Origin of the sequence: Blautia glucerasea (assembly GCF_020537505.1) — a bacterium.
Lineage (GTDB): Bacteria > Bacillota > Clostridia > Lachnospirales > Lachnospiraceae > Blautia_A.
Genome location: NZ_JAJBMO010000001.1, coordinates 44,648 through 71,624, shown reverse-complemented (window position 1 = coordinate 71,624; position 26,977 = coordinate 44,648). Strand labels below are relative to the sequence as shown.

25 protein-coding genes are annotated in these 26,977 nt (G+C 44.4%); 15 read left to right on the top strand and 10 right to left on the bottom strand.

The window, feature by feature from the left end:
* Positions 1-500 precede the first annotated feature (500 nt).
* The 6 genes from LIQ05_RS00335 (at position 501) to LIQ05_RS00310 (ending at position 5,056) form a co-directional block, all read left to right on the top strand.
* Positions 501-1,802 carry a bifunctional folylpolyglutamate synthase/dihydrofolate synthase gene (locus LIQ05_RS00335; protein ID WP_226817872.1) on the top strand — a complete coding sequence of 434 codons (1,302 nt, stop codon included), beginning with the start codon at positions 501-503 and terminating at the stop codon, positions 1,800-1,802.
* Positions 1,799-1,951 (top strand): hypothetical protein, encoded by a 153-nt coding sequence (locus LIQ05_RS00330; RefSeq protein ID WP_226817871.1) that lies wholly within the window; start codon positions 1,799-1,801, stop codon positions 1,949-1,951. The genes LIQ05_RS00335 and LIQ05_RS00330 overlap by 4 nt, the downstream gene beginning before the upstream one ends.
* A 15-nt stretch (positions 1,952-1,966) precedes the next feature.
* On the top strand, positions 1,967-3,325 hold the full coding sequence (locus tag LIQ05_RS00325) for a tetratricopeptide repeat protein (protein ID WP_226817870.1): 1,359 nt from the start codon (positions 1,967-1,969) through the stop codon (positions 3,323-3,325).
* 232 nt (positions 3,326-3,557) lie between these two features.
* The gene (locus LIQ05_RS00320; protein ID WP_226817869.1) at positions 3,558-3,902 is read left to right on the top strand and encodes an STAS domain-containing protein; all 345 of its coding nucleotides are present in this window, start codon (positions 3,558-3,560) and stop codon (positions 3,900-3,902) included.
* On the top strand, positions 3,902-4,327 hold the full coding sequence (spoIIAB, locus tag LIQ05_RS00315) for an anti-sigma F factor (RefSeq protein WP_226817868.1): 426 nt from the start codon (positions 3,902-3,904) through the stop codon (positions 4,325-4,327). The genes LIQ05_RS00320 and spoIIAB overlap by 1 nt, the downstream gene beginning before the upstream one ends.
* 12 nt (positions 4,328-4,339) lie before the next feature.
* Positions 4,340-5,056, top strand: coding sequence for a SigF/SigG family RNA polymerase sporulation sigma factor (locus LIQ05_RS00310; RefSeq protein WP_226817867.1), 717 nt, complete (start codon positions 4,340-4,342; stop codon positions 5,054-5,056).
* A gap of 223 nt (positions 5,057-5,279) precedes the next feature.
* Here the strand turns inward: LIQ05_RS00310 and sstT are convergent, their stop codons facing one another.
* The 3 genes from sstT to LIQ05_RS00295 all read right to left on the bottom strand — a co-directional run bounded on the left by sstT (position 5,280) and on the right by LIQ05_RS00295 (position 9,921).
* A complete protein-coding gene (gene sstT, locus LIQ05_RS00305) occupies positions 5,280-6,503 on the bottom strand; it encodes a serine/threonine transporter SstT (RefSeq protein WP_226817866.1) in 1,224 nt (407 codons plus the stop codon).
* A 147-nt stretch (positions 6,504-6,650) separates the two neighbouring features.
* Positions 6,651-8,174, bottom strand: coding sequence for a response regulator transcription factor (locus LIQ05_RS00300; RefSeq protein WP_226817865.1), 1,524 nt, complete (start codon positions 8,172-8,174; stop codon positions 6,651-6,653).
* Positions 8,164-9,921 carry a cache domain-containing sensor histidine kinase gene (locus LIQ05_RS00295; protein WP_226817864.1) on the bottom strand — a complete coding sequence of 586 codons (1,758 nt, stop codon included), beginning with the start codon at positions 9,919-9,921 and terminating at the stop codon, positions 8,164-8,166. The genes LIQ05_RS00300 and LIQ05_RS00295 overlap by 11 nt, the downstream gene beginning before the upstream one ends.
* 132 nt (positions 9,922-10,053) lie before the next feature.
* On the opposite strand from LIQ05_RS00295, the gene LIQ05_RS00290 reads away from it, so the two are divergent.
* The 6 genes from LIQ05_RS00290 to LIQ05_RS00265 all read left to right on the top strand — a co-directional run bounded on the left by LIQ05_RS00290 (position 10,054) and on the right by LIQ05_RS00265 (position 16,546).
* Positions 10,054-10,203 (top strand): hypothetical protein, encoded by a 150-nt coding sequence (locus tag LIQ05_RS00290; RefSeq protein ID WP_226817863.1) that lies wholly within the window; start codon positions 10,054-10,056, stop codon positions 10,201-10,203.
* Complete coding sequence (locus tag LIQ05_RS00285; protein WP_226817862.1) at positions 10,181-11,491, top strand: ABC transporter substrate-binding protein; 1,311 nt, start codon at positions 10,181-10,183, stop codon at positions 11,489-11,491. The genes LIQ05_RS00290 and LIQ05_RS00285 overlap by 23 nt, the downstream gene beginning before the upstream one ends.
* Before the next feature lie 119 nt (positions 11,492-11,610).
* A complete protein-coding gene (locus LIQ05_RS00280; RefSeq protein ID WP_226817861.1) occupies positions 11,611-12,489 on the top strand; it encodes a carbohydrate ABC transporter permease in 879 nt (292 codons plus the stop codon).
* On the top strand, positions 12,489-13,331 hold the full coding sequence (locus tag LIQ05_RS00275) for a carbohydrate ABC transporter permease (RefSeq protein WP_226817860.1): 843 nt from the start codon (positions 12,489-12,491) through the stop codon (positions 13,329-13,331). Before LIQ05_RS00280 ends, LIQ05_RS00275 begins: the two co-directional genes overlap by 1 nt.
* Before the next feature lie 4 nt (positions 13,332-13,335).
* A complete protein-coding gene (locus tag LIQ05_RS00270) occupies positions 13,336-15,687 on the top strand; it encodes a glycoside hydrolase family 65 protein (protein ID WP_226817859.1) in 2,352 nt (783 codons plus the stop codon).
* Positions 15,671-16,546: an HAD family hydrolase gene (locus tag LIQ05_RS00265; RefSeq protein ID WP_226817858.1), complete on the top strand. Its 876-nt coding sequence runs from the start codon at positions 15,671-15,673 to the stop codon at positions 16,544-16,546. Before LIQ05_RS00270 ends, LIQ05_RS00265 begins: the two co-directional genes overlap by 17 nt.
* 72 nt (positions 16,547-16,618) lie before the next feature.
* Here LIQ05_RS00265 and LIQ05_RS00260 read toward each other — a convergent pair whose 3' ends face one another.
* The 3 genes from LIQ05_RS00260 to LIQ05_RS20530 all read right to left on the bottom strand — a co-directional run bounded on the left by LIQ05_RS00260 (position 16,619) and on the right by LIQ05_RS20530 (position 17,887).
* Positions 16,619-17,119, bottom strand: a complete 501-nt coding sequence (locus LIQ05_RS00260; protein WP_226817857.1) for a QueT transporter family protein — start codon at positions 17,117-17,119, stop codon at positions 16,619-16,621.
* Between the two features lie 274 nt (positions 17,120-17,393).
* The gene (locus tag LIQ05_RS00255) at positions 17,394-17,681 is read right to left on the bottom strand and encodes a hypothetical protein (protein ID WP_226817856.1); all 288 of its coding nucleotides are present in this window, start codon (positions 17,679-17,681) and stop codon (positions 17,394-17,396) included.
* The gene (locus LIQ05_RS20530; protein ID WP_226818048.1) at positions 17,678-17,887 is read right to left on the bottom strand and encodes a helix-turn-helix domain-containing protein; all 210 of its coding nucleotides are present in this window, start codon (positions 17,885-17,887) and stop codon (positions 17,678-17,680) included. Before LIQ05_RS20530 ends, LIQ05_RS00255 begins: the two co-directional genes overlap by 4 nt.
* 108 nt (positions 17,888-17,995) lie before the next feature.
* Here LIQ05_RS20530 and LIQ05_RS00245 point away from each other — a divergent pair, with 108 nt between their 5' ends.
* Positions 17,996-18,562 carry a toprim domain-containing protein gene (locus tag LIQ05_RS00245; protein WP_226817855.1) on the top strand — a complete coding sequence of 189 codons (567 nt, stop codon included), beginning with the start codon at positions 17,996-17,998 and terminating at the stop codon, positions 18,560-18,562.
* Between the two features lie 49 nt (positions 18,563-18,611).
* Positions 18,612-18,947 (top strand): hypothetical protein, encoded by a 336-nt coding sequence (locus tag LIQ05_RS00240; RefSeq protein WP_226817854.1) that lies wholly within the window; start codon positions 18,612-18,614, stop codon positions 18,945-18,947.
* A 76-nt stretch (positions 18,948-19,023) separates the two neighbouring features.
* Here LIQ05_RS00240 and LIQ05_RS00235 read toward each other — a convergent pair whose 3' ends face one another.
* From LIQ05_RS00235 to LIQ05_RS00225, 3 genes are all read right to left on the bottom strand, one after another.
* Positions 19,024-19,566: a Uma2 family endonuclease gene (locus LIQ05_RS00235; protein ID WP_226817853.1), complete on the bottom strand. Its 543-nt coding sequence runs from the start codon at positions 19,564-19,566 to the stop codon at positions 19,024-19,026.
* Between the two features lie 47 nt (positions 19,567-19,613).
* A complete protein-coding gene (locus tag LIQ05_RS00230; RefSeq protein ID WP_226817852.1) occupies positions 19,614-19,847 on the bottom strand; it encodes a helix-turn-helix domain-containing protein in 234 nt (77 codons plus the stop codon).
* Between the two features lie 715 nt (positions 19,848-20,562).
* Entirely contained in the window at positions 20,563-23,124 is a 2,562-nt protein-coding gene (locus LIQ05_RS00225; protein ID WP_226817851.1) for a leucine-rich repeat domain-containing protein, read from the bottom strand.
* Between the two features lie 103 nt (positions 23,125-23,227).
* Here LIQ05_RS00225 and LIQ05_RS00220 point away from each other — a divergent pair, with 103 nt between their 5' ends.
* Complete coding sequence (locus tag LIQ05_RS00220; RefSeq protein ID WP_226817850.1) at positions 23,228-24,808, top strand: glycoside hydrolase family 43 protein; 1,581 nt, start codon at positions 23,228-23,230, stop codon at positions 24,806-24,808.
* A gap of 99 nt (positions 24,809-24,907) precedes the next feature.
* Here LIQ05_RS00220 and uvrB read toward each other — a convergent pair whose 3' ends face one another.
* Entirely contained in the window at positions 24,908-26,896 is a 1,989-nt protein-coding gene (gene uvrB, locus LIQ05_RS00215) for an excinuclease ABC subunit UvrB (RefSeq protein WP_226817849.1), read from the bottom strand.
* Between the last annotated feature and the right edge of the window lie 81 nt (positions 26,897-26,977).

Below are 26,977 nucleotides of genomic sequence, written 5' to 3'. Positions count from 1 at the left end.
TGGGCTGGGAACGGAGCGCAGAACCCGAAAAATCTAAGGCACCAGAATTTTGCTAAAACCGAAGAAAGGAGAGGACAAACTCGCTCCGTTGGAGCTTAGACAGTGTCCTCTCCTTTCTTCAACGCAAAATTCTGCCGTCTAAGATTTTTTCGGGTTCTGTGCAACGCCCCAGCCCAGGCACGATGGGACCAGGCACGTTCAAGGCGGGAGGTAAAGAGAGGAGTTCAGCGGGAGAGGGTGAGGTGTCGGCTGCCGGGGCGGCCATCCACCGTGGAGGGGAGTGGCGTTGGCCCGGAGGGCCATCCGCTTATAAGGAGAAGGGGAGATTCTTTGGGGCGGTGCGAGGTTTGTCGGATAAAAAGTTACGATTAGGGGTGGACTTCTGGTGTGACTATTATATAATGGTAGAGTAATTAATTACGGATGTGTATGGATAGTTCATTATACACAGATGAAGTGTTTTTAGTTATAATACGATAGATAAATGGTGGTTGAAGATTATGAATTACGAGGAAGCGGTTGCTTATATTGAGGAGACTCCGAAGTTTACGAAGAAGAACAGCCTGGAGCATACGAAGGAGTGTTTGAGAAGACTGGGGAATCCGCAGGAGAGGTTTAAGGTGATACATGTTGCGGGAACGAATGGTAAGGGGAGTACTTGTGCGTTTTTGACTTCGATTCTCAGGGAGGCAGGGTATTCCTGCGGACTGTTTACGTCTCCCCATCTGGTGAAAATTAATGAGAGGTTTCAGATTAATGAGGTGAATATTGATGATGAGACTTTTCTGAAGGCTTTTGAGAGAGTGAAGTCGCTGGCGGATGAGCTTGTGGAAGAGGGAAGTTATCATCCTACCTATTTTGAGATGCTGTTTCTTATGGGAATGGTGATCTTTGCTGAGGCTGGTGTGGATTATGTGACTTTGGAGACCGGGCTTGGTGGAAGACTGGATGCGACTACAGCGGTGGAGAATCCGCTGGCTTGTGTGATCACCTCGATCAGTCTGGATCATATGCAGTTTTTGGGAAATACGGTGAGAGAGATCGCTGGGGAGAAGGCTGGAATTATTGTTCCGGGAGTTCCGGTGATCTATGATGGAAATGATAAGGATGCAGCAGAGGTGATCGCTGCGAAGGCGAAGGAGCTTGGAAGCCCGGCTTATAAGGTGGTTCAGGGCGAAGCGAAGGTGCTGGGAAATAATAAGGACGGCATTGATTTTTGCCTGAAGGATGGGTATTATGGGGATACCAGATTTCACATCCCCTTTATTGCATGGTATCAGGTGATGAATGCGTCTCTGGCACTTATTACCATGGAGGTGCTGAAGGATAAGCTTCCGGTGGGCATGGAGCAGCTGCAGGCTGGAATTAAGAATACCAGGTGGCAGGGCAGAATGGAGACGATTCTGCCAGGAGTAATCGTGGATGGAGCTCATAATGAGGATGGCGTCCGCAGGTTTGTGGAGACCGCGGAGCGTTTTCAGGAGGAGTACCCACTGACACTTTTATTTTCAGCAGTGAATGATAAGGATTATCAGGATATGATCCATACCATTTGCAGCAGGATCCGTTTCCGTAAGGTTGTGACTACGGAGGTGGGCGGTTATCGTGAGGTGCCGTCTGCCAAGCTGGCGGAGATTTTCCGTAAAGAGGGTTGCAGGGAAGTTGGAAATTCTGATAATATTGAAGAGGCTTTTCATATGGCTTGTGAGGCGAAGAGAGAGGACGGAATGTTATTCTGTGTAGGTTCGCTTTACCTGGTGGGTGAAATTAAGGCTCTTTTACAGAAAGAGGGGATTTTATGATCGATTACGAAGAGGAACTGAAGAAATTTGAGCCTTGTCTGGATGTGACAGACGCGGAAGGGGCTATTTACGATAGAGAACTGACTGATATTCTGGACATTCTTCAGGAGATGCTAAGAGAGTCCAAGAGCGGACGCAGGATGAAATAGAATAGGAGATACTGAATGAACTGTATGAATTGCGGTGCGTTCCTGGCAGATAAGGATCTGGATTACTGTCCTCATTGTGGGTGCAACGTCCTGATCCAGAAGAAGGTGGAGTATCTCTCCAAGCTTTATTACAATCAGGGCTTGGAGAAGGCCAGTATCCGTGACCTTTCAGGAGCCGTTAACTGTCTGAAGCAGAGCCTTACCTTTAACAAGAGAAATATCCAGGCGCGAAATCTTCTGGGACTGGTGTATTTCGAGATGGGAGAGGTGGTTGCTGCTCTTAGTGAGTGGGTGATCAGTAAGAATCTGCAGTCTACCCGGAATATTGCAAATGAATATATCAACCGCCTTCAGGCGAATTCCAATAAACTGGACGCTATTAATGAGACCATAAGGAAATATAACAATGCCCTGGCTCTTTGCAGGGAAGGGCATGAGGATATGGCTGCCATTCAGCTCCGTAAGATCCTGAGCCAGAATACCAAGCTGATCAAGGGCTATCATCTGCTGGCTTTGATCTACATGAAGAATCATGACTGGGGCAAAGCGAGGAGAACCCTTCGGAAGGCGGCGCGTATTGATAAGACCAATACCACCACTTTACGTTTCCTTAGGGAAGTGGACGAGCGGACTGGTGTTACGACCCGTCTTGAAAAGCAGAAAAAAGGGCTTTTTGGCGCAAAGGGGAAACACGATGGTTCGGAAGAGATTTCCAGAAGTGCGGTGGTACAGCCTGCTGTTTACAGGGAGAACTCCAGAATTTCCCTGTTTGTAACACTTATGGCTGGTGTGGCTGCGGGAGCGGCTGCATTCTGGCTTTTGGCAGTTCCTGCCATTAAGCAGGGAATCTACCGGGAGGCGAACCAGCAGATCGTGAAGTACAGCGAATCTTTGGCAAGCCAGGGAGCAGAGCTTTCCAGAGTCCAGGGAGAAGCCAAGGAGTCTGGGGATGTGGCTGAGGAGATTACCCAGCAGCTTACGGAAGAACAGAAGAAGAGTACCAGCTATCAGGCGCTTTTGAATGCCTATGTTTCTTATAAGCAGAATGAGTATGATGCAGCTGCGCTGGAGATCCAGAAGGTGTATGAGGATCAGCTGGGAGACGATGTAAAGGGAATTTACAATACCATTTGTTCGGAAACCGGTGTATCGGGAATCAAGAGTGATAGCTCTGGCGACAGCGGTTCAAGTACAGATAACTCGTCTGATTCTGGAAACAGCGATTATGAGCAGGACACATCAGATTATGATACATCTGGCTATGATGAGTCTGACAGCAGTTATGACGATAGTGGATCTGATGAATCCGATTATTCTGATTATAGTGAAGAAGATGGATATTACGATGAAAATGGCGATTTTCAGTATTATTGATGGGAATGCCTGAAGGTTACAGTGAGCAGCTGTTTTTGAATGACAACGAAGAGGAACCTCTGAACCGGGGATGTGCATGGATGTGCATATCCCTTTTTCAATTTACGCGGGCAATAAGCCAAAGTTCGTGCCCGCACGAAAACTTGGCGACTGTGTTGATAAATGGTAAAACTCGCAGAGCGTATTTTACCCCATTATATAATTCATAATCAAATAAGGGGGATTTTTATTCATGAAACCTGTTTTTGAAACTACGGGAACCTGCCTGAATATCAAATTGCCGAAGGAAGTGGATCATCCGGCATCCGAGCTGATCCGGAGGGAATCCGACCGGATCATGGGAAAAATATATATCCGCACCATTTGCTTTGATTTTGGAGAGACTATTTTTATGGATAGCTCAGGAATTGGACTGATCATGGGAAGATACCGGGCTCTTGGTATGCGTTCTGGCTGCATGAAGGCCTGCCACGTAAGTGGTTATATTGAAAAGCTTTTGCAGCTTTCCGGGGTAAGCAGGTTTCTGGAGCTGGAAGGAGAGGAAAAGGAGATGCAGCTGGAAGGGAGGGGAATCTGATGGAAAATTCCAATGAAATGACCATTATTTTTGACAGTCGTCCAGAGAATGAGGGACTGGCAAGAGTGGCGGCTGCGGCATTTTGCACCCAGCTGAATCCCACACTGGAGGAGGTGGCAGATTTAAAGACTGCGGTGTCGGAGGCGGTAACCAACTGTATTATCCATGGCTACCGGGGTGAGGTACATAAGATCCGGATGAAGTGCGTTCGAAAAGAAAGAACCATTTATGTGGATATTGAAGATGACGGTGTAGGGATTGCGGATGTGGAAAAGGCCATGGAGCCTTTATTCACAACCAGGGCAGATCAGGACCGGTCTGGAATGGGCTTCACTTTTATGGAGGCTTTTATGGATGAGGTAAAGGTGACTTCACAGGTGGGAAAAGGAACCTGTGTGCATATGAGCAAAAAAATCGGAAATTGACCAGGAGGAAACATGGATCATACTCTTGCTCTCGTTGGGCGTATTCACCAGGGGGATAAAGAGGCAAGAGATACTTTGTTCTCGGAAAATATGGGCCTGGTGTATAGTGTGGCCAGGCGTTTTCTGGGGCGAGGCGTGGAGATGGAGGATCTTTTTCAGATCGGGAGTATCGGGCTTTTGAAGGCGGTAGACCATTTCAATCCGGAATTTGATGTGAAGTTTTCCACATATGCGGTACCAATGATCATTGGAGAAATCAAGCGGTTTCTTCGGGATGATGGAATCCTGAAGGTTAGCCGTTCCATAAAAGAGAACCAATACAGGATCTACAAAATGAGGGAGAAGTTGGAGAAAAAATTAGGCAGGGAACCAGAATTACAGGAGCTTTCTGTGGCTATGGATATGCCAGTGGAGGAGATTGCCATAACCATGGAATCGTCGGCGGAGGTGGAATCTATTTACCGGACGGTGTACCAGGGGGATGGAACCAATCTGCAGCTGGTGGACAGGCTTCCAGAGAAGGAGGATCACCAGGAGAAGCTTCTGAACCGGATTTTTCTGGAAGAAATTCTGGAAAAACTGGAGGGAGAGGAACGGCAGCTGATCGGGCTCCGGTATTTTCAGGATATGACACAAACGGAGGTGGCGAATCGGATGGGCGTGACCCAGGTGCAGGTTTCAAGGATGGAGAAGCGGATACTGAAGAAATTGCGGGAGATGGAAAAGTAGATAAGAGAAGAAAAGAGAAATCATACAGTGAAATGAATTATACATGGATATACTCTGTAAAAAGCCAGGAAAGGTGATGCAGTGAATAATTGGAAGAGGGAGCAAGGCACCGGAATTTGAAACAGAAATATGGATAATAAACATGAAAATACCCTGGAAACAGAAACGAAGGAAATCGATTTTTCATATTCTCCAGGGTATTTTATAAAGCAATTATAATAAGTTAAAATTTAATCTCTTTTCCCTCCAGGCGCCACTGTCTGAGCTCCGCGGAAGCAGAGAGAAGCAGGTCGGAAGAAGAGTTCAGGGCTGTCTCTACAGAGTCCTGGATAACGCCGATAATGAATCCAACAGCTACTACCTGCATGGAGATATCATCGGAAATTCCGAAGAGAGAGCAGGCCATAGGAATTAGAAGAAGGGATCCGCCTGCAACACCGGAAGCGCCGCATGCAGAAAGTGCTGCAAGAAGGCTGAGGATGATGGCAGTCGGGATATCAACATGGATTCCAAGGGTGAAAGCAGTTGCCATTGTCATAACGGTGATGGTGATGGCAGCTCCGTCCATGTTGATGGTTGCGCCGAGCGGAATGGTTACGGAATAGGTATCACGGTCAAGTCCCATTTCCTCGCAGGCTTTCATGTTGACTGGAATGTTGGCGGCAGAGCTTCTGGTGAAGAATGCGGTGATGGCACTTTTCTTCAGGCAGTGCAGGATCAGCGGATATGGATTCTTGCGGATGCACCAGTAAACCAGAAGCGGGTTTGTTACAAAGTAAATGAAAAGCATACAGCCTACAAGCAGTGCCAGCAGTTTTCCGTAGGTGGTGAAAATATCAAGTCCGTTGGTGGAAACTGTGTTAAATACCAGGCCGAAGATTCCGAATGGAGCCAGGTTGATGATCCAGCTGACTACCAGGGAAGTGCCGTCTGCCACATCGGCCAGGACCTTCTTAGTGGTATCATTTGCAGCACGAAGGGCAAGTCCAAGAAGGATAGCCCAGGTAAGGATTCCCACATAGTTTGCGTTCACCAGGGAAGATACCGGGTTGGCAACGATGTTCAGGAGAAGGTTGCTTAAGACCTCCACAATACCCTGTGGGGCACTGGCATCTGCGGCTGCATTGGTAAGTGTGAGCTGTACCGGGAAGATCATGCTGGCAAAAACAGCGATCACAGCGGCAAGTACAGTACTGAACATGTAAAGGGCAACAACTGTCTTGATAACGCCGCCATGGGATTTTCCAGCGTTGCAAAGTGAACTGAGAACCAGGAAGAATACCAGAAGTGGTGCGATGGCTTTCAGGGCTCCTACAAATACATCACCAAGGATGGCTATGCTGGTTGCGCCGGGGGCTGCCACTCCGAGGATGGCACCCAGGATCAGACCGACGACGATTCGCTTTACCAGAGCAATCCCGGTCCATTTGTTCCATAGATTTTTCATTTGTTTCTCTACCTCTTTCCCTCTTTAATTTGATGAAAGATTAATGAATTAATTATAAAGGATGTAAGGTGATTGTGCAACAAACTTTTGAGAAAATCACAATGGATTTTGGAGAACTTTTACCTATGATTGGAAATAGGGTATTCTTTATTGTACAAAAAACTTAGCTTTATATTCCGAAGGACTCATCCCCTCATACTTCCGGAAAATAGAAGAAAAATAAGTGGCATCCTTATACCCCACAGCCTCTGCAATTTCATAAGTAAGCAGATCCGTATTTTGCAGCAGCTCCTTCGCCTTGTGAATGCGCTCCTTGTTGATGTATTCAGTAAGGGAGCCGGAGGTCGCCTTTTTGAAGGTACGGCTTAGGTGGGAAGGAGAAATATGCAGCTCCTGGGCGATCACATCCAGGGAAAGATTTCCAGCCAGATTCTGGGAAATGTACCGGATGGTGTTTTCAATAATGTAATTGGGAACTGCATGGGTATTCAGGCTGTTTTCCCTGGTGTATTCCATAATTACAGAAACGGTGCTCTCCAGGGCAAAAATATCCCGGGATTTCAGAAGCTTTTCCAGATACTCAAGGGGAACTGGCTCCAGCTCTTTTTTTACCAGTACACGGCAGCAGATGTAATAAATCTGGGAGCAGATATTCTTTGCGTCCTGTGAATTGGTAAAGCTGCTTTTAAATTTGGAAAAAATATGGCTGGCAACAGAGCTGGCTTCCTGAAAATCCCAGTTGTTCAGGCTGCTTTCAATCTGATAAAGATTCAGGGAATTTTCTACAGAGAGCTCCGCAGATTCTTCCGAACTGGTGCTTTCAAAAACAGAAATGCACTGTTCACTGTAAAAGTTATGGGTAAGCGCCTGGATCGCTTCGGAAACAGCCGTCTGGAATGCTTCCGGGAACTGGTGAAGGGCGCTGATCCCGGTAAGGATCTCAGAAGAACGGAAGGCTTTTACAATACCGGAGATTTCCCGGCAGTTTTCCAGAATGTATTCCGGAATGGAAGTGCAGGGCTCTGTCTGGAAATAGACATTCAGGATCAGATTGTTATAACGGTAACAGTAGGTATTCTTTTTTTCCTCGATCACGATCTTTTTCAGGGCTGAAAGGTCTGGCTCATCAGAAGACGGCTTAAAAGCTGCCACATAGTAGCAGTTCATATGAAGTCCCAGGGAAAGCAGCTTCTCTTTTAATTCCTCGGTGCAGGGATGATCGGTCAATTCCTGCATTAGCTGGTCCTTTAGGAAAAAAACGCCCTCTTTTGCAATATTTTCCTGCTGCTGAGAGACGATCAGCTGTTTCTGCGCCTCCTGGACAGCAGCAAAAAGCTCTTTTTTATTGGTTGGCTTCAGGATGAAAGAGGTAACGTGGTATTTGATGGCAGTCTGGGCATATTCAAAATCGGCGTATCCCGTTAAGATGATCACCTTTGTCATAGGATAATGTTCGTGAACAAAACGTGCCACCTCCAGTCCATCTGCAGCGGGCATTTTGATGTCTGTGATCACAATATCCACAGGCTGGCTTTTCAGAAATTCTATGGCTTCCATACCGTCAGAAGCGCTCCCCACAACCTGACAGTCAATGGATGCCCAGTTCATATAATTGGAAATACCTTTTCGCATAGTGACTTCATCGTCAACTACTAGAAGTTTAAATATCATGTGAAAACTCCTTTCTTGGAATGTGGAAGGAAACGGTAGTGCACTTGTTTGGAATGCTTGTGATCCTGATTCCCGAATCCGGTCCGTAAAGCAGCTTCAGCCGCTTGTCCAGATTTTTCATGCCAATGTGAGTGTGGCTGTCCTTGTCGGAATGCTGGATGGACTGGATGTCCGGGATCACTTCGAAACCGATTCCGTCGTCAATAATACAGATTTCCAGCATATCGTCATCGCCCTCTATGATCTGGATGATCAGATGGCCCTTTCCCTTCTTTGGTTCCAGTCCGTGAACAATTGCATTTTCCACAAGGGGCTGGATGGAAAGGCAGGGGATTTCGCAGGAAAGCACCTGCTCCGGTATCTGGATATCGCAGGAGATCTTATCCTCGAAACGCATTTGCTGAAGGTATACATAAAGCCGTACATATTCCATTTCCTTTGAAATAGAAGTGAAATTATGGTTGCGGGAGAGTGTGTTCATTTTCATCAGGCTTCCAAGTGAGATCACCATCTCGTAAATCTCTTCATTGTCGATCATCTGGGCTTTCCACGCGATGGTGTTGAGCACATTGAAAAGAAAATGGGGATCCATCTGGGACTGAAGGGCGCGGATCTCGGCATTTTTAATAAGAAGTTTCTGCTGGTAAATATCCTGATAATAGGTGTCAAGCTGCAGAAGCATTTGGTTAAAGGACTGTGCCCACACCTGGAATTCCTGATAAAAGCTTTCCGGTGGAAGGGAGCTGCGGTTTCCTTTTGAGATCTCATTGATGTGAAGGATCATGGTATCAATGGGACGGGTAACAGCCCGGGAAATAATAAATGCAGCAAACAGGGCGATAAGAGCCACCGCCAGGGTAACCAGAAGATAGGATTTCAGGGTACTGTTTAGGTTTTCAAGAAGCAGATCCTTTGGGGCAGCCACAGCAGATGTAAGCCCAAGCCGTTCTAAAGACTGGGATGCCATGAAATAATCTTTGCCTCCAAAGTTTTGTTCCTCAAATAATACAGAGCCTTTTTCTGCATTCAGACTGGAGGAAAGAGCCTGAAGGTCCTCTGCTGAAAAATCAGAGTCTGAACTAAGGGAAAATTCCCTGTTAAAAAGCATAATAAACCAGGATGGATCCATGGTCTTGGAACAGTACTCCATCCATTTCCGGGCATTGATGTTGATGACGATCATACCAATCCTGTTTCCGGAGTTGCTGCTGTACAAATTGCGGGCAAAATACATGTTCTGACCGTGAAGCGGGGAGGTATAACACATCAGGTGGGGATCAGAAGCGTCGATGGTATTTTGCAGAAATTCTGAGGTATCATCCACATTTTCCAGAATGCCGGAAGTATAAGTGTGGTAAACAATGTTATGATTGTTATAAATATAGATGGAATCAGTGAAATTTTTCTCAGAAAGAGCAGAACTGTTATAAATATAAGACATCTGCCTCTCTACGGAAAAAGGATGATTGGTTCCGGTTCCCGGATTTTCCAGTGCGTTCTGGATCACCTCATTGGACATAAAAAGGGGAATAATGGAATCAATTGTCTCTACCTGGTCCTGTATGGTATCATTGACCTGGTTTAACTCCCGCACAATGGAGTCGCGGGAAGTCTTTCTTAATATAGAAGATGTTTTGATATAATAAAATCCCACAGATAACAGTAAAACGAATCCCACGATGATCATGATGGTGACCGTGATGAAAAATCTGAGGGAGGGATATTTCTTAGGAGCGTGATCAGCCAAGATGGAAAACCTCCTTATAAAATAATTGCTCCTCATATTATCCCACATTTAAAAAAGTACATCAATTAAATTTACAGGAATGTCATGGATTTTAAAGAAGAGGACAAAATTTTTAAATAGGAAAAAGAAAAAGTGGGAAAAGGGCAAAAAACAGTAGAAATATGCAGGAATTTCCAAGAAACAGCACAAGGACTTTTATTAAAAAAAGGGGCTTTACACGCTATAATACACTCATCAAACAAAACAAGGGAGGAACATCATGAAAAGAAAAATGATTTCTAAAATTATGGCAGCTGCACTGATCGGAACAATGTGTGCAGGCATGGCTGTACCTGTAATGGCTGCAGATGATGAAAAAGTAACTTTAAGTGTGATTAACTATCATGTAGGAACCGACTACGCAGCTGAGTATTATTCCTATCTGTTTGAAGCTTTCCAGCAGACAGAGGAAGGAAAGAACGTAGAGTTCAGCTTTGAAGAAATTCCTACAACAGATGCATTTAACCAGAAGATCAAACTTCTTATCTCCAGCGGAGATCTGCCGGACATCGTTTTCAACGGTGGAAACAACATTATCGAGCTGGCTGCAAAATCCGGAAAGGTAGCAGACCTGACACCTTACCTGGATGCAGATCCGGAGTGGAAATCTCTGTTTGATGAGACATCTCTGGATTTTAACACAGTAGATGGCAAGATTTACGGCATTCCGGTTTCCAAAGAGGTTTCTTATATTTATTATAACAAAGACCTGTTTGAGCAGGCTGGAATCGAGGCTCCGGAAGTTGCATATGCAACCTGGGATGAGTTCTTCGAAGCATGCGATAAGCTGAAAGAAGCAGGAATCACCCCGATCGGAATGGACAGTGCAGATTCCGGATGGCTGACAAACTTGTGGATGAGTGCTCTCATCGGAACTAACGGTGATGCTGGAAATGAGTGGATGAACACCATGTATCCAACAGATTACAACACACCAGAAGTAATTGCAGCAGCAGAGAACATCCAGAAAATGTTCCAGAATTATACAACACCAGATGCTGTTGGCGGAAAATATGATCCAATGGCAACTCATTTCTTCAACAGCGAAGTTGCAATGTTCCCCAACGGACCATGGATGATCCCGGATTTCTCCGAGACAGAGAAAGCTCCGGAAGGCTTCTATGACAAGGTTGGCATCATGCTTCTTCCAGGAAACGGAATGGAAATGGTTCCAACACCTGGTGATATGGTAGGCGCTACCGATCCTGAGAAAATAGAGGCAGCAGTTGCATTCCTGAAATTCGAGACAACACCGGAAAACCAGATCAAGGCTCTGGAAATGACCGGATTACAGCCTGTATCTGATAATCTTGAGGTTCCGGAAACACTTTCCGAGAGCGATCCTCTGATGGCACAGGCTCTTGAAATCCAGGGCAAAGCAGAGGTGACTTACGGACAGAATCAGGCATACTGGTATCAGAATACAATTGATACCTTCTCAACAGAGCTTCCGGAACTGGCATATGGAAACATCACAGCAGAAGAGTTCTGCACAAAACTGTCAGAAGCGGCAGCAAAGAACGTGGAATAATGTAAATAGCCTGTCACCGGCACCAAAACAGCTCTGGTGACAGGCTGTTTTTATGAAATAGGAAATTCCCTATTTCATAAAAGCCCTACCGGACAGGATTCTATTTATAAGGAGAACGAATGAATACAAAAAATAAAAAGATATGGATTTTTCTGTTTACCATTCCCTGTATGATCTTATTTGCACTGGTATATGCGGCTCCGATCATCACTGTTTTCTATACATCTCTGTGTGATTATACCGCTTTTAATTCACCGGCATTTCAAGGAATCAAAAACTTTATTACGATTTTCAGTGACAGCGATTTTATCTGCTCCATCCGAAACACCCTTCTGTGGGTGGTGCTCCAATCTACCATACATGTAGGCGTTGGTCTAGCCATGGCACTTGTTCTTCGAAGAAAGCCAAAGGGATGGAAATTTGCAAGAACAGCGTACATGATTCCCAATATTATTCCTACAGCAGCAACTGGTGTTATGTTTACCCTGCTTTTAAACCCTATGTTCGGAATTGTAAAGCCAATCATGGATTTTCTGGGAATCGACTATGCCATGGTTCCAAATCTGTTCGGAAATTCCAGATATGCATTCTGGACTGTGACTGCAACCTGGATCTTCTATTCTGGATTTAACACCATTATTTTCCTGGCAGAAATGGGTGCTGTAAGCAAAGAGATTTATGAGGCAGCAGCAATTGATGGTGCAACTCCCTGGCAGGCAGACCGCTATATCACATTGCCTTTGATGAGAAATGTGTGCGGAACCTGTGTCACTCTTGCAAGTGTGGCTATGGTATCACAGTTTGACATTATTTACATGACAACAAAAGGCGGACCTGGAACTTCCACCCTGAACCTGCCGATTTATCTGTATAAGGCAGCAACACTGGAAAACAATTATGGAAAAGCAAACGCAGTTGGCGTGGTACAGATCATCATTGGAATCACACTGGTTATCCTGATCAAAGGTCTTTTCCGTGAGAAAAAGGAGGCGGCATAATGAGAAAAACTAGTAACGTAAAAAATGGGATCGCGTCCTTTTTCAAGTATTTCTTTATGATCTTTTTGATCTTTATTTCACTGGCGCCGATCATCTGGGCGTTTTTAAGTTCCTTTAAAACCTATGCAGAGATCAACTCCTCGGCTTTGTCCCTGCCATCCAGCTTTAATCTGGATAACTATAAGGCGGCACTTCAGTACGCGCCGATCCTGAAATATTTCATGAACAGTGTGATTATTGTGGGAATCAGTGTTCTTGTTACGGTGGCTCTGGTTGCAATGTGTGCCTATGTAGTTTCCAGATTTGACTTTAAGCTGAAAACCCTGATCGTGCTTTTGATCTCAGCATCCTTAATGCTTCCGGCACAGGCGATTTCCCAGCCATTGTTTGCCATTTTCCAGAAGCTGGGGATTTTTGACACAAAGCCTGGTCTGATCATTGTGTATTCTGCAATGGGCATTCCAATGTCTTTCTTTGTTATGGTCAGCTATTATAAGACCATTTCCACAGCACTTGAGGAATCTGCTTATATTGACGGGGCAACCTTTATCCAGACGTTTTTACATATTATCCTGCCGCTGGCAAAACCGGGCCTTGTGACCATTGCCATGATCCAGTTTATCAACATCTGGAATGAGTTTTACTTTGCACTTATGCTTACAAGCGGCGATCGTGCAAGAACCGTTCCTATCGCATTGAATTATTATATGGGAACCTTTGCAAATAATTATTCAGCGCTGTTTGCGGCAGTTGTGATGACAGTGCTTCCTACCATTGTTTTATTTATTCTTCTGCAGAGACAGGTTATGGAGAGTCTTACTGCAGGAGCTGTGAAAGGATGAGAATATGGATATCAACAAGAAACCAATTTATCCGGTAGAGACCTGGAATGTTACAGAAACGGAATTTTCCAGGGAAACCAATTACCGGAATGAGACAACCTTTGCTTTATCAAACGGATATATCGGTACCAGGGGTACTTTTGAAGAAGGCTATGATTTCTCAGTTGATGAAGGGCTGGAAGGCAACTTTATCAACGGATTTTATGAGAGCGTGGACATTCCTTACGGAGAGTGGAATTATGGATTTCCAACCAAGAGCCAGTCACTTTTGAATCTGCCGGATCTTAAGAAAACAGAAATCTATGCAGATGGAGAGCTGTTTGACATGCGCACCGGCAAGGTGGAGGATTACAGCCGTGTGCTCCATATGAAGGATGGTTACGTGGAAAGAACGCTGACCTGGACTTCTCCTGAGGGGAAAAAGCTGCAGCTTGTGATAAAGCGTTTTGTATCTCTGGCACATAAGAACAGAATGTACCAACAGATCCAGATCACGCCTGTGAATTTTTCTGGGGAAATTCGCATTTGTTCCCATTTAAACGGGGATGTGGAGAATCATACAAGAAAAACAAATCCGCTGATCGGATACGGTCCTTTTGGAAGCAGACTGCATATGGATAAACTTCAGGCTGAAGATGGAGTGCTGTATTATGAAGGTACCACGTTGCAGAGCGGCATGACTGTAGGATGTGGAAGCCAGTACAAAATAGAAGGAGCCGGAGAGGTGGTAACTGTTTTTGGCTCAGATGAGGAAACCAGACATGCTGTGTTCGAAAGCAGAATGGAGGTTCCGGAAAATACTGCCATTACCTGTGAGAAATATATTGTCTATACGTCCAGTCAGGATATGGAGGCTGATAAGCTGGAAGGCTTTGCCAAAAAAGAACTGGAAGAGGCTGCTGAGGATGGCTGGCAGAAGGAATTTCAGGCTCATATGGAGAAAATCCATGAATTCTGGGATGTTTCCGATGTTCAGATTTATGATGATGAGTCACTTCAGCAGGGAATCCGTTTCAACCTGTTTCATATTATGCAGTCTGCCGGAAGAGACGGACGCACAGGAATGGGAGCAAAGGGACTTTCCGGTGAAGGTTATGAGGGGCATTATTTCTGGGATACAGAAATGTATGTGCTTCCAGTGTTTGTATACACGGCACCAGAGCTTGCAAGAAAACTTCTGGAGTACCGTTTTCGTACCTTGGATCAGGCCCGGGACCGCGCAAAGGTTCTTGGACATCCAAAAGGAGCCCTCTATCCATGGCGTACCATCAATGGAGAGGAAGCCTCCACTTATTTTCCGCTTGGTACTGCCCAGTATCACATCAATGCAGATATTGCCTATGCGTTCTGGCTGTATGTAAGTGTTACGGGAGATATGGAGTTTTTTAAGGATATGGCAGCTGAGGTTCTTGTGGAGACTGCGAGAGTCTGGGCTGATGTAGGATATTTTGCAGAGTGCAAGGGCGGAAAGTACTGTATCTGTGCGGTAACGGGACCGGATGAGTACAATGCCATCACAGACAACAACTTTTATACCAACCTTATGGGAAGGGAAAATATCCGCTGCGCGCTGAAATCCCTGGATATGTTAAAAGAGGCTGGAGCGGATGTATATGAGGCCTTTGTTTCCAGAATGGGAATCACAAAAGAGGAGACTGCATATTGGGAAAAAATCGTGGAAAATATGTATTTCCCATATGATGAAAGCCGCCAGGTGTATGCGCTGGATGACCGGTTTATGATGCTTCGCCCCTGGGATGATTCCAGGATCCCGCCGGAAAAGAGACATCTTCTGTATGAGAATTATCATCCTTTATTTGTTTACAGACAGAGAATGTGTAAGCAGGCAGATGCGATTTTCGGACTTTACCTGCACAGCAATTTCTTCAGCAAGGAAGAGCTGAAGCGGAATTATGATTTCTATCAGGAAGTGACGCTGCACCATTCCTCTCTTTCCAACTGTGTGTTTGGAATGCTGGCTTGCCAGATAGGATATTATGATGAGGCCTATGAATATTTTGCACAGTCTGCACGAATGGATCTGGATGATTATCATGATAACTTCTATGCAGGAATCCACGCCGCAAATATGGCAGGAACCTGGCAGGCAATCATCAATGGATTTGCAGGTGTGCGGGTGAACGGCGGTGAGCTGGAGCTGCATCCTTATGTTCCGAAGCTGTGGAAGGGCATGCAGTTTAACCTTCTGTACAGGGGAAGCAGACTGAACATTCAGCTTACACATGAAAAAACGAGAATTGAATTGGTGTCAGGAGAAGCGGTTTCCTTAAGGATTAATGAGAAGGAAATCCGTCTGGATACAGGAAAGGGAAGTGTTTATGGAGAAGAAATATAAGGCGGTCTTTTTCGACTGGGACGGCACAGCTGTCCTCAGCCGAAAGGCACCTGTGGAGGAGATTGTTGGGGCAATGGGACCTCTTTTGGACCAGAAGGTAAATCTGGTGATCGTAAGCGGAACTACTATGGAAAACATAGCCGGTGGAAAGCTGGAGACCTGTTTTACAAAGGAGCAGCTTGCACATCTGTACCTTGGTCTTGGACGGGGAGCCTTTAATTACAGGTATGAAAATGGACAGGAGCTGATTTTCTCGGATATGCTTCCAGATAAAAAGCTGCTGGGGGATATTCACAGGATCTGTTTTGACATTCATATGGAACTTCTGGAAAAGTACGGATTGAATACGGATATTGTATTTTCCAGACCTAATTACTGTAAGATCGATCTGATGGTGGAGAACCAGAGAGGGGATAACCTGTTCATGCAGGAAAATGAGCTGGATATGCTGAAGGACTGCCTGAAAAGGCATGGTGTGGAAGGTGGTCTTCAAGGGCTTCTGGATATTTCTGTGGCAGCTGGAGAACGCTATGGGATTACAGTGAAGCCTACCTGCGATGCCAAGTATCTGGAAGTGGGAATTTCCAGTAAGAGTGATAATGTGGATCGTATTTTGGAGCATTTGCAGAGTGCATATGGAATCTGCCCGGAGGAGTGCAGCTTCTGGGGTGATGAATATGTGGGAATTGAAGAAGGAATTTACGGAAGCGACAGCTTCATGAAGACGGAGAAAACAGAGGGTGGAGATTTCTTTGATGTGTCAGAGGTTCCGGGAAAACGACCGGAAGGAGTGACCAAACTTGGAGGCGGCGTGGAGCAGTTTCTGGGATTTTTGAGGGAGCAGGCAAAGATGGAGTAGGAAAAATAGAAATACCCGGTGGAGAAAATCATTGTTATGAGGTTCTCTTACCGGGTATTTGCGACTTTGAATTTATTTAACAGCGGCCTGTTTGCCAAACAGTGTATTCTTGTACTTGGAAAGTGCGGTGAGAAGCACCATTCCGAAGATTCCGCAGGAAATGACCTCTCCGGCGCCTACAGTAAGCATCATAAGCGGGATTGGAAGGTTGGTGCCATATCCGTAACGAAGTACGAACGGTACCAGAACTGCGTTGGCTACGATTGGTGGAACTGGTGCCAGCCATTTGCTGCTGTTACGAAGCTTGTAGGTAAATACAGCTCCGATGAGGGTTGCAATACTTCCGAATGCAATATCCAGAGGAATGGCGCCGCCAAGCAGGTTGGCCAGGATGCAGCCTACAAAAAGGCCGGGAATGGCAGCTGGTGTGAAGAATGGAAGAATGGTCAGGGCTTCGGAAATTCGAACCTGGATCTCTCCATAGCTAAACGGTGCAAACACCAGTGTCAATACAACATAGACAGCCGCGATCAGCGCTGCCTGCACCAGAAACAGGGTACTCTTGTTTTTCATATTCATTTGTCTCCTTTAGTTTTGTTTTACGAGTGGAAGGTCACGAACACTCGATTCATTTTGCGCCGGGAATCGGCGGAAAAGCCTATAAGACCTTGGTTTTGAGGGCTTTTCAACGGGAACGAGTATAACATATTGGATTCCGATTTTCAAGGGTTTGTCCGAAAAATGTCCGACTTTGGAAAATGGCAAGGTTATTTTGGTAAGGAAGCACTCAAGAACGTTGGGGGATTGGGTGTTTTTATACATATTTATAAAAAGGGAAAAATGAATTTTAGTCAAAAGGAAGCTCTTCTTGGTCATTAAAATAAAAATCTAAATCTTGCCATAGAATATCCTTTTTTTGCAAAATGCCGTTTTTCCATGTATTATAAAGTCCTTTAAAATCTTCATTGTCTTTGTTTTCTTCATAAAGATTTTTGACAGTAGCCCATTCTTTTAATGCTTTTGTTATTGTTGAGTTGTTAAAATGTATAGATACATCTTCTATAGTTACCATATATGGTTCTCTTGTATAGGGATGAGGTTCTAATTCTTCTTGAGTTTTCAGAGATAAACTCATTCCAAGATTTTTTCTTCTAATTCGAATAGATTTCGAAATAAGTCTCCAGTGGTGAATTCTTTTTTGTTGTCTCGTGAATCTGAGATACAGAGTAAATAATCTGTAGAGACACCGAAAATTTCAGACATTTTTATAAGTTCAGGGAGATTTGGAGTTAACGTTCCTTTTTCTAACTTGGAAAGGCGCAGGCACTTTGTCCGGCACATCCTGATAAAGAAGCAAGTTTGACGCTTACTGATGGTAATGATCGGACACTGATTAAATGTCATGCAGGATGTAGTACTGAAGTAGTCGTTATTGCAGCAGGATTAAAGATGGCAGATCTATTTAGTGAAAACAGGCTATCAGAGGAACGCCGGCGAATGTATATAGAGAGCCGAGAAAAAAGAAAAATTGAAGCCGTATACAATTATGTACCAACTAACGGTGAATATGCTTACACAAAAATACGCCTTGAAGGCAAGAAAATGCTTTTCGGAATGCTTAAGGATGAACGGTTTGAATATGGCTTAAAAGGAAGGAGCAAGAAGGAATTCAATGCAATATTTGGAAGTATTCCACGAATAAAAGAAGCCATCGAAAGAAATGAACCGATTTTTATATCTGAGGGTGAAAAGGACGTTAATACACTGATAAAGAAAGGCTATGCTGCCTTTTCATGTGGCGGAGCTAATGATTGGAATAAGAATGTATCAGAACTTTGTAATGGTGCTGAAGTTATTATTCTGTCTGATAATGATGATTCAGGAAAGAAACTGGCAGATACTATTGAAAAAGATTTAAAAGGAATTTCTAAGAGTGTAAAAATAATTGTTCCAATGCCCGATACACCAAAAGCAGATATCTGGCTTATTTGGAAGCGGTATAAAATTGAAGAATAATGAATAAATATGTAATATGCGCGGGAGAAAACCGAAAAGGAGGAATAATATGGAGCCACTAGACGTTGAAAAATATGTAACCGCCACAGCCCAGGTACATGATTTTGCTTACGAAGTAGCGCGTATCCTAGCAGATACCGCAGTCCCGGAATTTTCCAGCGAGCCAATCAATGTTGAGGATGCTGCTAAATTAATTGGACTAAAGCCAGCTCAGATCCGTGCCGGAATCCAATATGGATGGCTGCCTATTGGTATCGCTATAAACAGAGGAAAAATAATTAAAGGAAGAACTAACGTAAGATTAAATTTTGTTATTTTTCCAAGGAAAATCTGGGAAGTAACCGGACATGTCTGGAAAGGAAAAGAAGCATTGAAAAATAAGTAATATGTTAAAAATGACTGCCTATTCCAACAAAGAATAAGGCAGCCAGTAGATAATAAAGAGTTTAATTTCTTCCGCGTTATAAAGAAAAAATATTAAAGTCGATGTATAAATCTTCGTAAATGCCGGCCTTGATGGTATCGGCAAAGGTGTACTGTTCAGAATCGCTGGTATCAAAATTGTAGACCAGGATTAGATTTTTTGCTGGATCTACAATCCAGTATTCACGAACACCTGCAGTTCGGTATTTGAATAGCTTGGTAAAATAGTCCATGCGTCTGCTGCCTGGAGAAACAATTTCAATGATCCAGTCCGGAGCACCGGTACAGCCTTTGTCATTGAGCTTGCTAGTGTCGCAAATAACACTGATATCTGGTTCTACATAATTCCTATCGTCTTCATTCAGAAATACGGCAAATGGGGCAATATAAGGCTCACAGGTACCGCCCTTATTGTCAATGTACTGAGAAATGACTGTAAAGAGCTTACCAGCAATTTTCTGATGGTATCTGCTTGGCGGTGCCATATAGTAGATTTGACCGTCAATCAGCTCCGCACGGGTTCCTTCTGGTAAAGCATAGATATCCTCTATTGTATAGTCTTCACGCTGTGGTAATGACATAGTAACACATCCTTTCTTGGAAAACATTAATAAGTTTCAAGCAAGCATTATGATTGAGATGTTGTTGTTTGTTGGAAGTCAATGACTAAATCATAGCCCATTGCAGAGAGGACTTTTTGGGCGTCTTCAAATCCAAAGTTTTTCTTGTTTAGTAGTTTGGTAAGTCCCTGGGGCTTTATGTTTAACTGTTCGGCAATTTCTCTCTGTGATATTTGTTTTTCAAGCATGAGCTTTTTTATCTCAATAACGATCTGTTCATTATCTTTGTAATGTATGGACATATTGCACCTCCTTTTTACTAAAGTATAATAAAAATAAGGTTATAAGTCAATCTAAAAAGATGAAAAATAATACAAAATATATTACAAAACGGTTAACAAGTAACCCGAAATGGGTTATGATATAATCAGTTCAAGGGAACAGACAACAGCGAAGGGTGAAAACGAAGTAATCGTAAGATGTACCGGAGATGGAGAAAATTGCAAAGGTGTTTTAAAAGAGGGGTGAAATAACCTCTCTTTTTTGTCCGAAAAATGTCCGAGATTGCATAGCGCGTGATGGTACATGATAAAAATAAAAAAGCCTAGAAACGTTGAATTTCCGGGCCTTTTGGACATTGATAAAATATGATAAAACAATCAAAAACAAAGTTTTGTTTTACGAGTGGAAGCTCACGAACACTCGATTCATTTTCGCGTGGCTTTTGGTCAAGCGGCCATGCATGCATGGACATTTGACGAATGCCGCGGAGGCATATACCGGAAGGTATATGGCCTACGCCGGGAATCGGCGGGAAAGCCTATAAGATCTTGGTTTTGAGGGCTTTTCAACGGGCATGAATATAGCACATTTGGGGAAGGAATGCAAGGGGAAATGTAGTTATACTCCATTCTTCGCAATTGTTATATTCAGGGGAAACAAAATGCAAGGGAAAACCATGCACAGAACTGGTTTCCTCTTGCATTTGTATAGGGAGTGTTAAATATTATTGAACAATTACCTGCTTACTTTAGCCTTGGCAGAGAGTCCTTTGCTCTTTAGCAGCCTCTTGTAAGCGGAGAGCTTGCTTTTTGGAACTCTTACTTTCAATTTCTTATAGTTGCTGCGGCCGGCTTTGGTAAAGGCGCTTTTTCCAACTTTATTGGAAGATAATTTCTTGGTCTGGATGGTGACGGAAGTCAGTGCCTTACAATCGTAGAAAGACTTTGCTCCAATGGAGGTAACCTTGGAACCGATCTTTACCGTGCGCAGAGTGCTGCAGCCCTGGAAAGCGCTGGAACCGATGCTTGTAATGTTTCCTGAAATGGTTGCCTGTTTCAGCTTACGGCAGTTTTTAAATGCATTAGAAGCAATTGCAGTTACCTTGTAAGTTTTTCCATTGGCTTTTACCGTGGATGGGATTTTGGCAGCGGTAATATTGCGGGAACGCGGTTTCTTTAAAGTGACGGTGGAACCGGATTTATTAACTGTGTAAACATTATAAGCGTCGTTGAACGTTTTTACGGTTGTCTGCGGCTTATTAGTGCTATTGTTATTACTATTGCTGTTATTGGCAGACACAATCTGGAAGGTTAAGGTAATAGTTCCATAATAACCGTTTTTACCAGTAATCTTCATGGTGGCAGTTCCGGCCTTTATGTTGTTGTCATAAGACACGGAATAGTGGGTGGTTCCGTCAAGTTTCTGGTTTCCAAGCGTGATCGTCAGAGCGGGTGTGATCGGGGAACCTGTATAATTGTAAGATTTCTGTAATCCGGTCACTTTGGCTTCTGTAATATCGCAGGCATAACGGAGACCGTTTTTCTTAGCATAGGTAATCGCATAAGAATTGTATGGGGCGTGGATGGCGGCGTAATTGACATGCTCATTATCTCCCCACCAGTAGCTTCCTGTCCATACAAAGTCATCTCCAATACTGATCACGCTGGCTGGCAATGTGACAGTTCGAAGATTGTCACAGTAAGCAAAGGCTTCTTTTCCGATTCGTTGTACACCCTTTTCAATCTCAACTTCTTCCAAGGCTGGAAGGAAATCAAATGCATTATCTGAGATACTGGTAATACCGGTTTTGATCACAATTTTTTTTACTTTGTTCTGAATGGATTTCCATGAAGTTCCATTTGTAAAGAAATAGCCATACTGAGTGGAAGAAACAGGCTGGCGGTAGTTTTCGTCCTTAGAGATGGAAATGGCACCCTGACCGGAAATGGTAAGAACACCATTCTTAAAACTCCAGGAAGCGTTGTCACCAGCAATCTGATAGCTCTTTTTGGATGCTGTGCCGCTATTGGAATCAATGGAATAAAAGTTTACCGTATTTGCATTGGAAGCATAATAAACAACTTTAGAATCCTTTACAACTGGCTGGCAATCGGAGATTGGAGCTACTGTTGTAAATTCTTTGCTGATGGTGTTGCCTTTTCCGTCTACAAAAAGGTAATGCAGTGTACTGGAAGAAAGGTTGTCATCATCTGCATATTTTTCGTTTTCCGGATCCACATATTCTTCCCAGGAAATCATGAAACGGTTGTCGCTGATCTTGGTGATCTTTACACCCATAAAGCTTTTTCCATTGTTGGTAAAGTCGGTGAGCTGGCGTGTCACCGTAGCCTTCTGGGAAAAATCAGATGTAGGCGTGACAGTGAGGTAAATATTATGTGGGGTATCCTCGGTTACCTGGTCATATTTAGACTGGTCGATGGAGGTTCCAATACACAATACATGATCCGAAGAAACGGCCATACCGTCTACACTTGCATAACAGTTAAGAGCCCACACTGAAGTACGGGAACCGCCATATGGAAATAGTTCAATGGTAGTCTCCTCAAGGGTATCTCTGTCGTATCGGGAAAGCTTGGTGCAGCGTGAGCCTTCACTTTGCTCCAGCACATACATGTAGTTATCTTTGGATTTAATATACTGGGCAAAAGAGTGCCATAGGTCACAGGAAACAATCTTTCCAGTCATAGAAGACTGATCGACCTGGATCATGAGAAATCCCTGATGTCCCTGTCCGACGGATTCATCCACATATCCCTGATGACCGGTAACGATATAGAGCTTTCCGTTATTTTCACTCATTTCCACACAGCCATAATCAAATGGGTAACGGACTTCCCCACCAAAAAGATCGGGATTACTTGTAATAGAAGCTGCGCCATTTCGTTTCCAGTTTTTGTCATAGCGGATGACACGGATCACTTCTGCTGTATCGTCTTCTGTAGTGTTGCTCTGTCCTTCTACCAGATAATAGCCGTCAGAGCCAGCATAAAAACCACCCCATAATGGCAGTTCCAGGGCAATCTCTTTTCGGCTTTTGATCTGAAGGTGATTGTCGTAATACTCGATTCCCACAGCCGTTTTCTTATAGAAGACCCGCATGTATCCATCAGAAACGGGAACCAGATCTGAAGTGCGTCTCAAGCTGACATTCAGATTGTCCTGTGCAGCCGGGGCAAGTGAATCAGCTGCCTTTGCAGGCTGGAAAAACACAGTCAGACAAAGGAACAGAGAACAAAATAGAAACAACAAAGTGGTTAATTTCTTTGTCTTTTTCATAGTTTCCTCCTTATTATATTGTTGAAATTTATAGCTATAATGTTATTATAATAAATGGCAGAATGATTTACAATACGACATGAAAAAAATCAGGAGGAAAGTAATGAAATATCAAAATCCCATTATTTCCGGATATAATCCAGACCCTTCTATTTGCAGAGTGGGAGATGACTTTTATCTTGTAAACTCAACTTTCGAATTTTACCCGGGAGTGCCGGTTTATCACAGTAAGAACCTGGTGAACTGGGAACTGATCAATTATTGTCTGAAAGATAAGGAGCGGCTTTATCTGGATGGGGCGCGGTCATCTGGGGGAATTTATGCGCCAATGCTCTGTTACCACGAGGGTGAGTTTTTTATGACGACCACCAATGTGTCACATAAGGGGCATTTGATCGTACATACCAGTGATATTTATGGGGAGTGGTCTAAGCCGGTATGGATTGACCAGGGAGGAATTGATCCTACCCTGTTGTTTGACGGTGAGGATGTTTACTTTGCTTCTACGTCCAGAGACAAAGAGGGCAGAGATGGTATTTTTATGTGCAAAATTGATCCATACACGGGAGAGAAGCTGTCTGAGAGCGTGTGTATCAGCCATGGCTGCGGTGGAATCTGTCCGGAGGGACCGCATATTTATAAGCTGAATGGAAAATACTATCTGCTGCTTGCAGAGGGTGGTACAGAATATGGGCACATGGTTACCATGCAAAGAGCGGATTCTCCTTTTGGACCTTATGAGCCATGTCCGCATAACCCTATTCTCAGCCACAAGGATAATCCGGATGGTTCTATTGCCTGCACCGGGCATGCGGATCTGGAAGTGGATCAGAATGGAAACTGGTGGCTGGTCTGCCTGGGAATCCGGCCGTCCTGTACTCCGCAGCGCGGGTTGAAACTTCACCATCTGGGTAGAGAGACTTTCCTTAGTCCTGTGGTCTGGAATGAGGAAGGCTGGCCGGTTGTTGGAAATGACGGCAGAATTGCGTTGGAGATGGATGGACCACTTCCTGGTGCGGTACAGCCGGTGTGTAGAGATTTTGCAGATGATTTTTCAGAGGAAAAATTTAGTCTGCATTATAACTGGGTTCGAAATCCGCATATGGAAAATTATGTGCGGGATACAGCTGCAAGACAGTTGATCCTAAAAGGCTCGGATGTGACCTTAAATGATACAGATACACCTACCTGGATCGGAATCCGGCAGAAGGCGTTTGAGATTGAGGCAGATGCTGTGGTGAGTCTGGCAGAACTTGGCGAAAAACAGGAATTTTCGGAGCCCTGCCCTGGTAAAAATAATGACTCTGAGGCGTCAAAAAGAGTCGGTCTTGGTGCCTTTTACAATCAATTTTATCATTATGAAATCTACCTTACTAGAGAACAGGGACAGTACAAAGTCTGCCTTGCAAAGCATATTCACGACATGTTTGCACGAACAGCAGAAGCAGTAGTTGCCTCTGGGAAAAATATTCATCTTCGGATTACCAGTGATCCGCTGAACTATGATTTCTGGTACAGCAAAGACGGAGAACATTATGAGAAGCTGGGAGGCGGATCTACTGCTGGACTGGCTACGGAAGGAACCATGTATATGAGCTTTACCGGAACTTATATTGGAATGTTCGCGGAGAATGCGGAAGGGGATTTTAGGAATTTTGCAGTGAAAGTAAACAAAAGTGAGTAATACCCATTGTCCAGATGCGTCCCTCCTCGACGAACATTCAGCACACAAAATAGTAAAATTTAAAGGGGAAGAAGAGGCGTACGCAGCACAATTAAAGGGTTATTTTTCTGCGTCTGCCAGGTTCTTCTTCAGCTCGATCATTTTATCACGCAGTTCTGCCGCCTGTTCGAAGTTTAGCTCTGCGGCTGCCTGGCGCATCTGTTTCTCCAGCTGGGAAATCAGGTTCTTCAGCTCCTTTTTGCTCATGGATTCCGGATCCTTCTTTAGCTTCACTTCGGTTTCTGCCACCGCTTTGGAAACTGCGATCAGATCGCGGACGGCTTTCTTAATGGTAGTAGGAGTAATTCCATGCTCCTCGTTATAGGCTTCCTGGATTTCCCTACGACGGTTGGTCTCATCAATGGCATTTCTCATGGAATCGGTCATTACATCTGCGTACATGATAACGTGGCCTTCACTGTTGCGGGCGGCACGTCCGATGGTCTGGATCAGGGAAGTCTCAGAACGAAGGAAGCCTTCTTTGTCTGCATCCAGAATAGCCACCAGAGTGATCTCGGGGATATCAAGTCCCTCCCGCAGAAGGTTAATACCAATAAGCACATCAAATACGTCCAGACGCATGTCACGGATGATCTCCGCACGCTCCAGAGTGTCAATATCGGAATGAAGATAACGGACACGGATTCCCACATCTTTCATATACTGGGTAAGATCTTCAGCCATTCGTTTGGTGAGGGTGGTGATCAATATTTTATTTTTCTTTGCAGTCTCCTTATTTACCTCGGAAATTAGATCGTCAATCTGTCCCTCCACAGGGCGGACCTCCACCTTGGGATCCAGAAGTCCGGTAGGACGGATGATCTGTTCTGCACGAAGAAGCTCGTGGTCATATTCGTAATCCCCAGGGGTAGCAGATACGAATAAAACCTGGTCCAGCTTATTCTCAAATTCTTCGAAGCTTAAGGGACGGTTATCCTTGGCAGAGGGCAGACGGAAGCCATAGTCTACCAAGGTCTGCTTACGGTTCTGGTCACCGGCGTACATGGCGCCAACCTGGGGAACGGTCTTATGGGATTCATCAATAATAAGAAGAAAGTCATCCCCGAAGTAATCCAGAAGCGTATAAGGCGGCTGACCTGGTTCGAGCCCGGAAAGATGACGGGAATAGTTCTCAATACCGGAGCAGAAGCCGGTTTCCTTCATCATCTCAATGTCAAAGTTGGTGCGCTCAGAGATCCGCTGGGCCTCCAGAAGTTTATCCTCGCTTTTGAAATAATCTACCCGCTCTTTTAATTCTTCTTCAATGGCAATGGCAGCCTTCTGAATCTGTTCCGCAGGCACAACATAGTGGGAAGCAGGAAAGATGCCGATATGGGCAAGCTGGCACTTGATCTCTCCAGTGAGCACATCAATCTCAGAAATCCGGTCGATTTCGTCTCCAAAAAATTCCACCCTGACGGCTGTATCCGAGCTGTTTGCCGGGAAAATCTCCAGAGTATCACCACGGACACGGAAGGTACTTCGGTGAAAGTCCATTTCATTTCTGGTGTACTGGATGCTGATCAGTTCCCGGATCACTTCATCCCGATCCTTGGTCATGCCAGGACGCAGGGAAATCATCATGTCCTGGAATTCCTGGGGAGAACCAAGACCATAGATACAGGATACGGAAGAAATAATGATAACATCCTTCCGCTCTGACATAGCAGCGGTGGCGGAAAGACGAAGTTTATCAATTTCATCATTGATAGCGGAATCCTTGGCAATATAAGTATCAGAGGATGGAACATATGCCTCAGGCTGATAATAATCATAATAAGAAACAAAGTATTCCACTGCGTTCTCCGGGAAGAATTCCTTAAATTCCCCATAAAGCTGCGCCGCCAGTGTCTTATTATGTGCCAGGATCAGCGTAGGCTTATTTAGTGCCTGGATAACGTTAGCCATAGTAAAGGTCTTACCGGAACCAGTAACGCCAAGCAAAGTCTCAAATTGGTTTCCCTCCTGAAATCCCTTCACCAGCTTTGCAATGGCCTGGGGCTGGTCACCAGTTGGTTTATATTCGGAATGTAATTCAAAATGATCCATAGTATTCTCCTGATTTTTCTATGTCTTTTTCGTGTTTGCTGTTTGGTTATTTGTTTTCGTGTTCCATTTCGTTTAGTATAT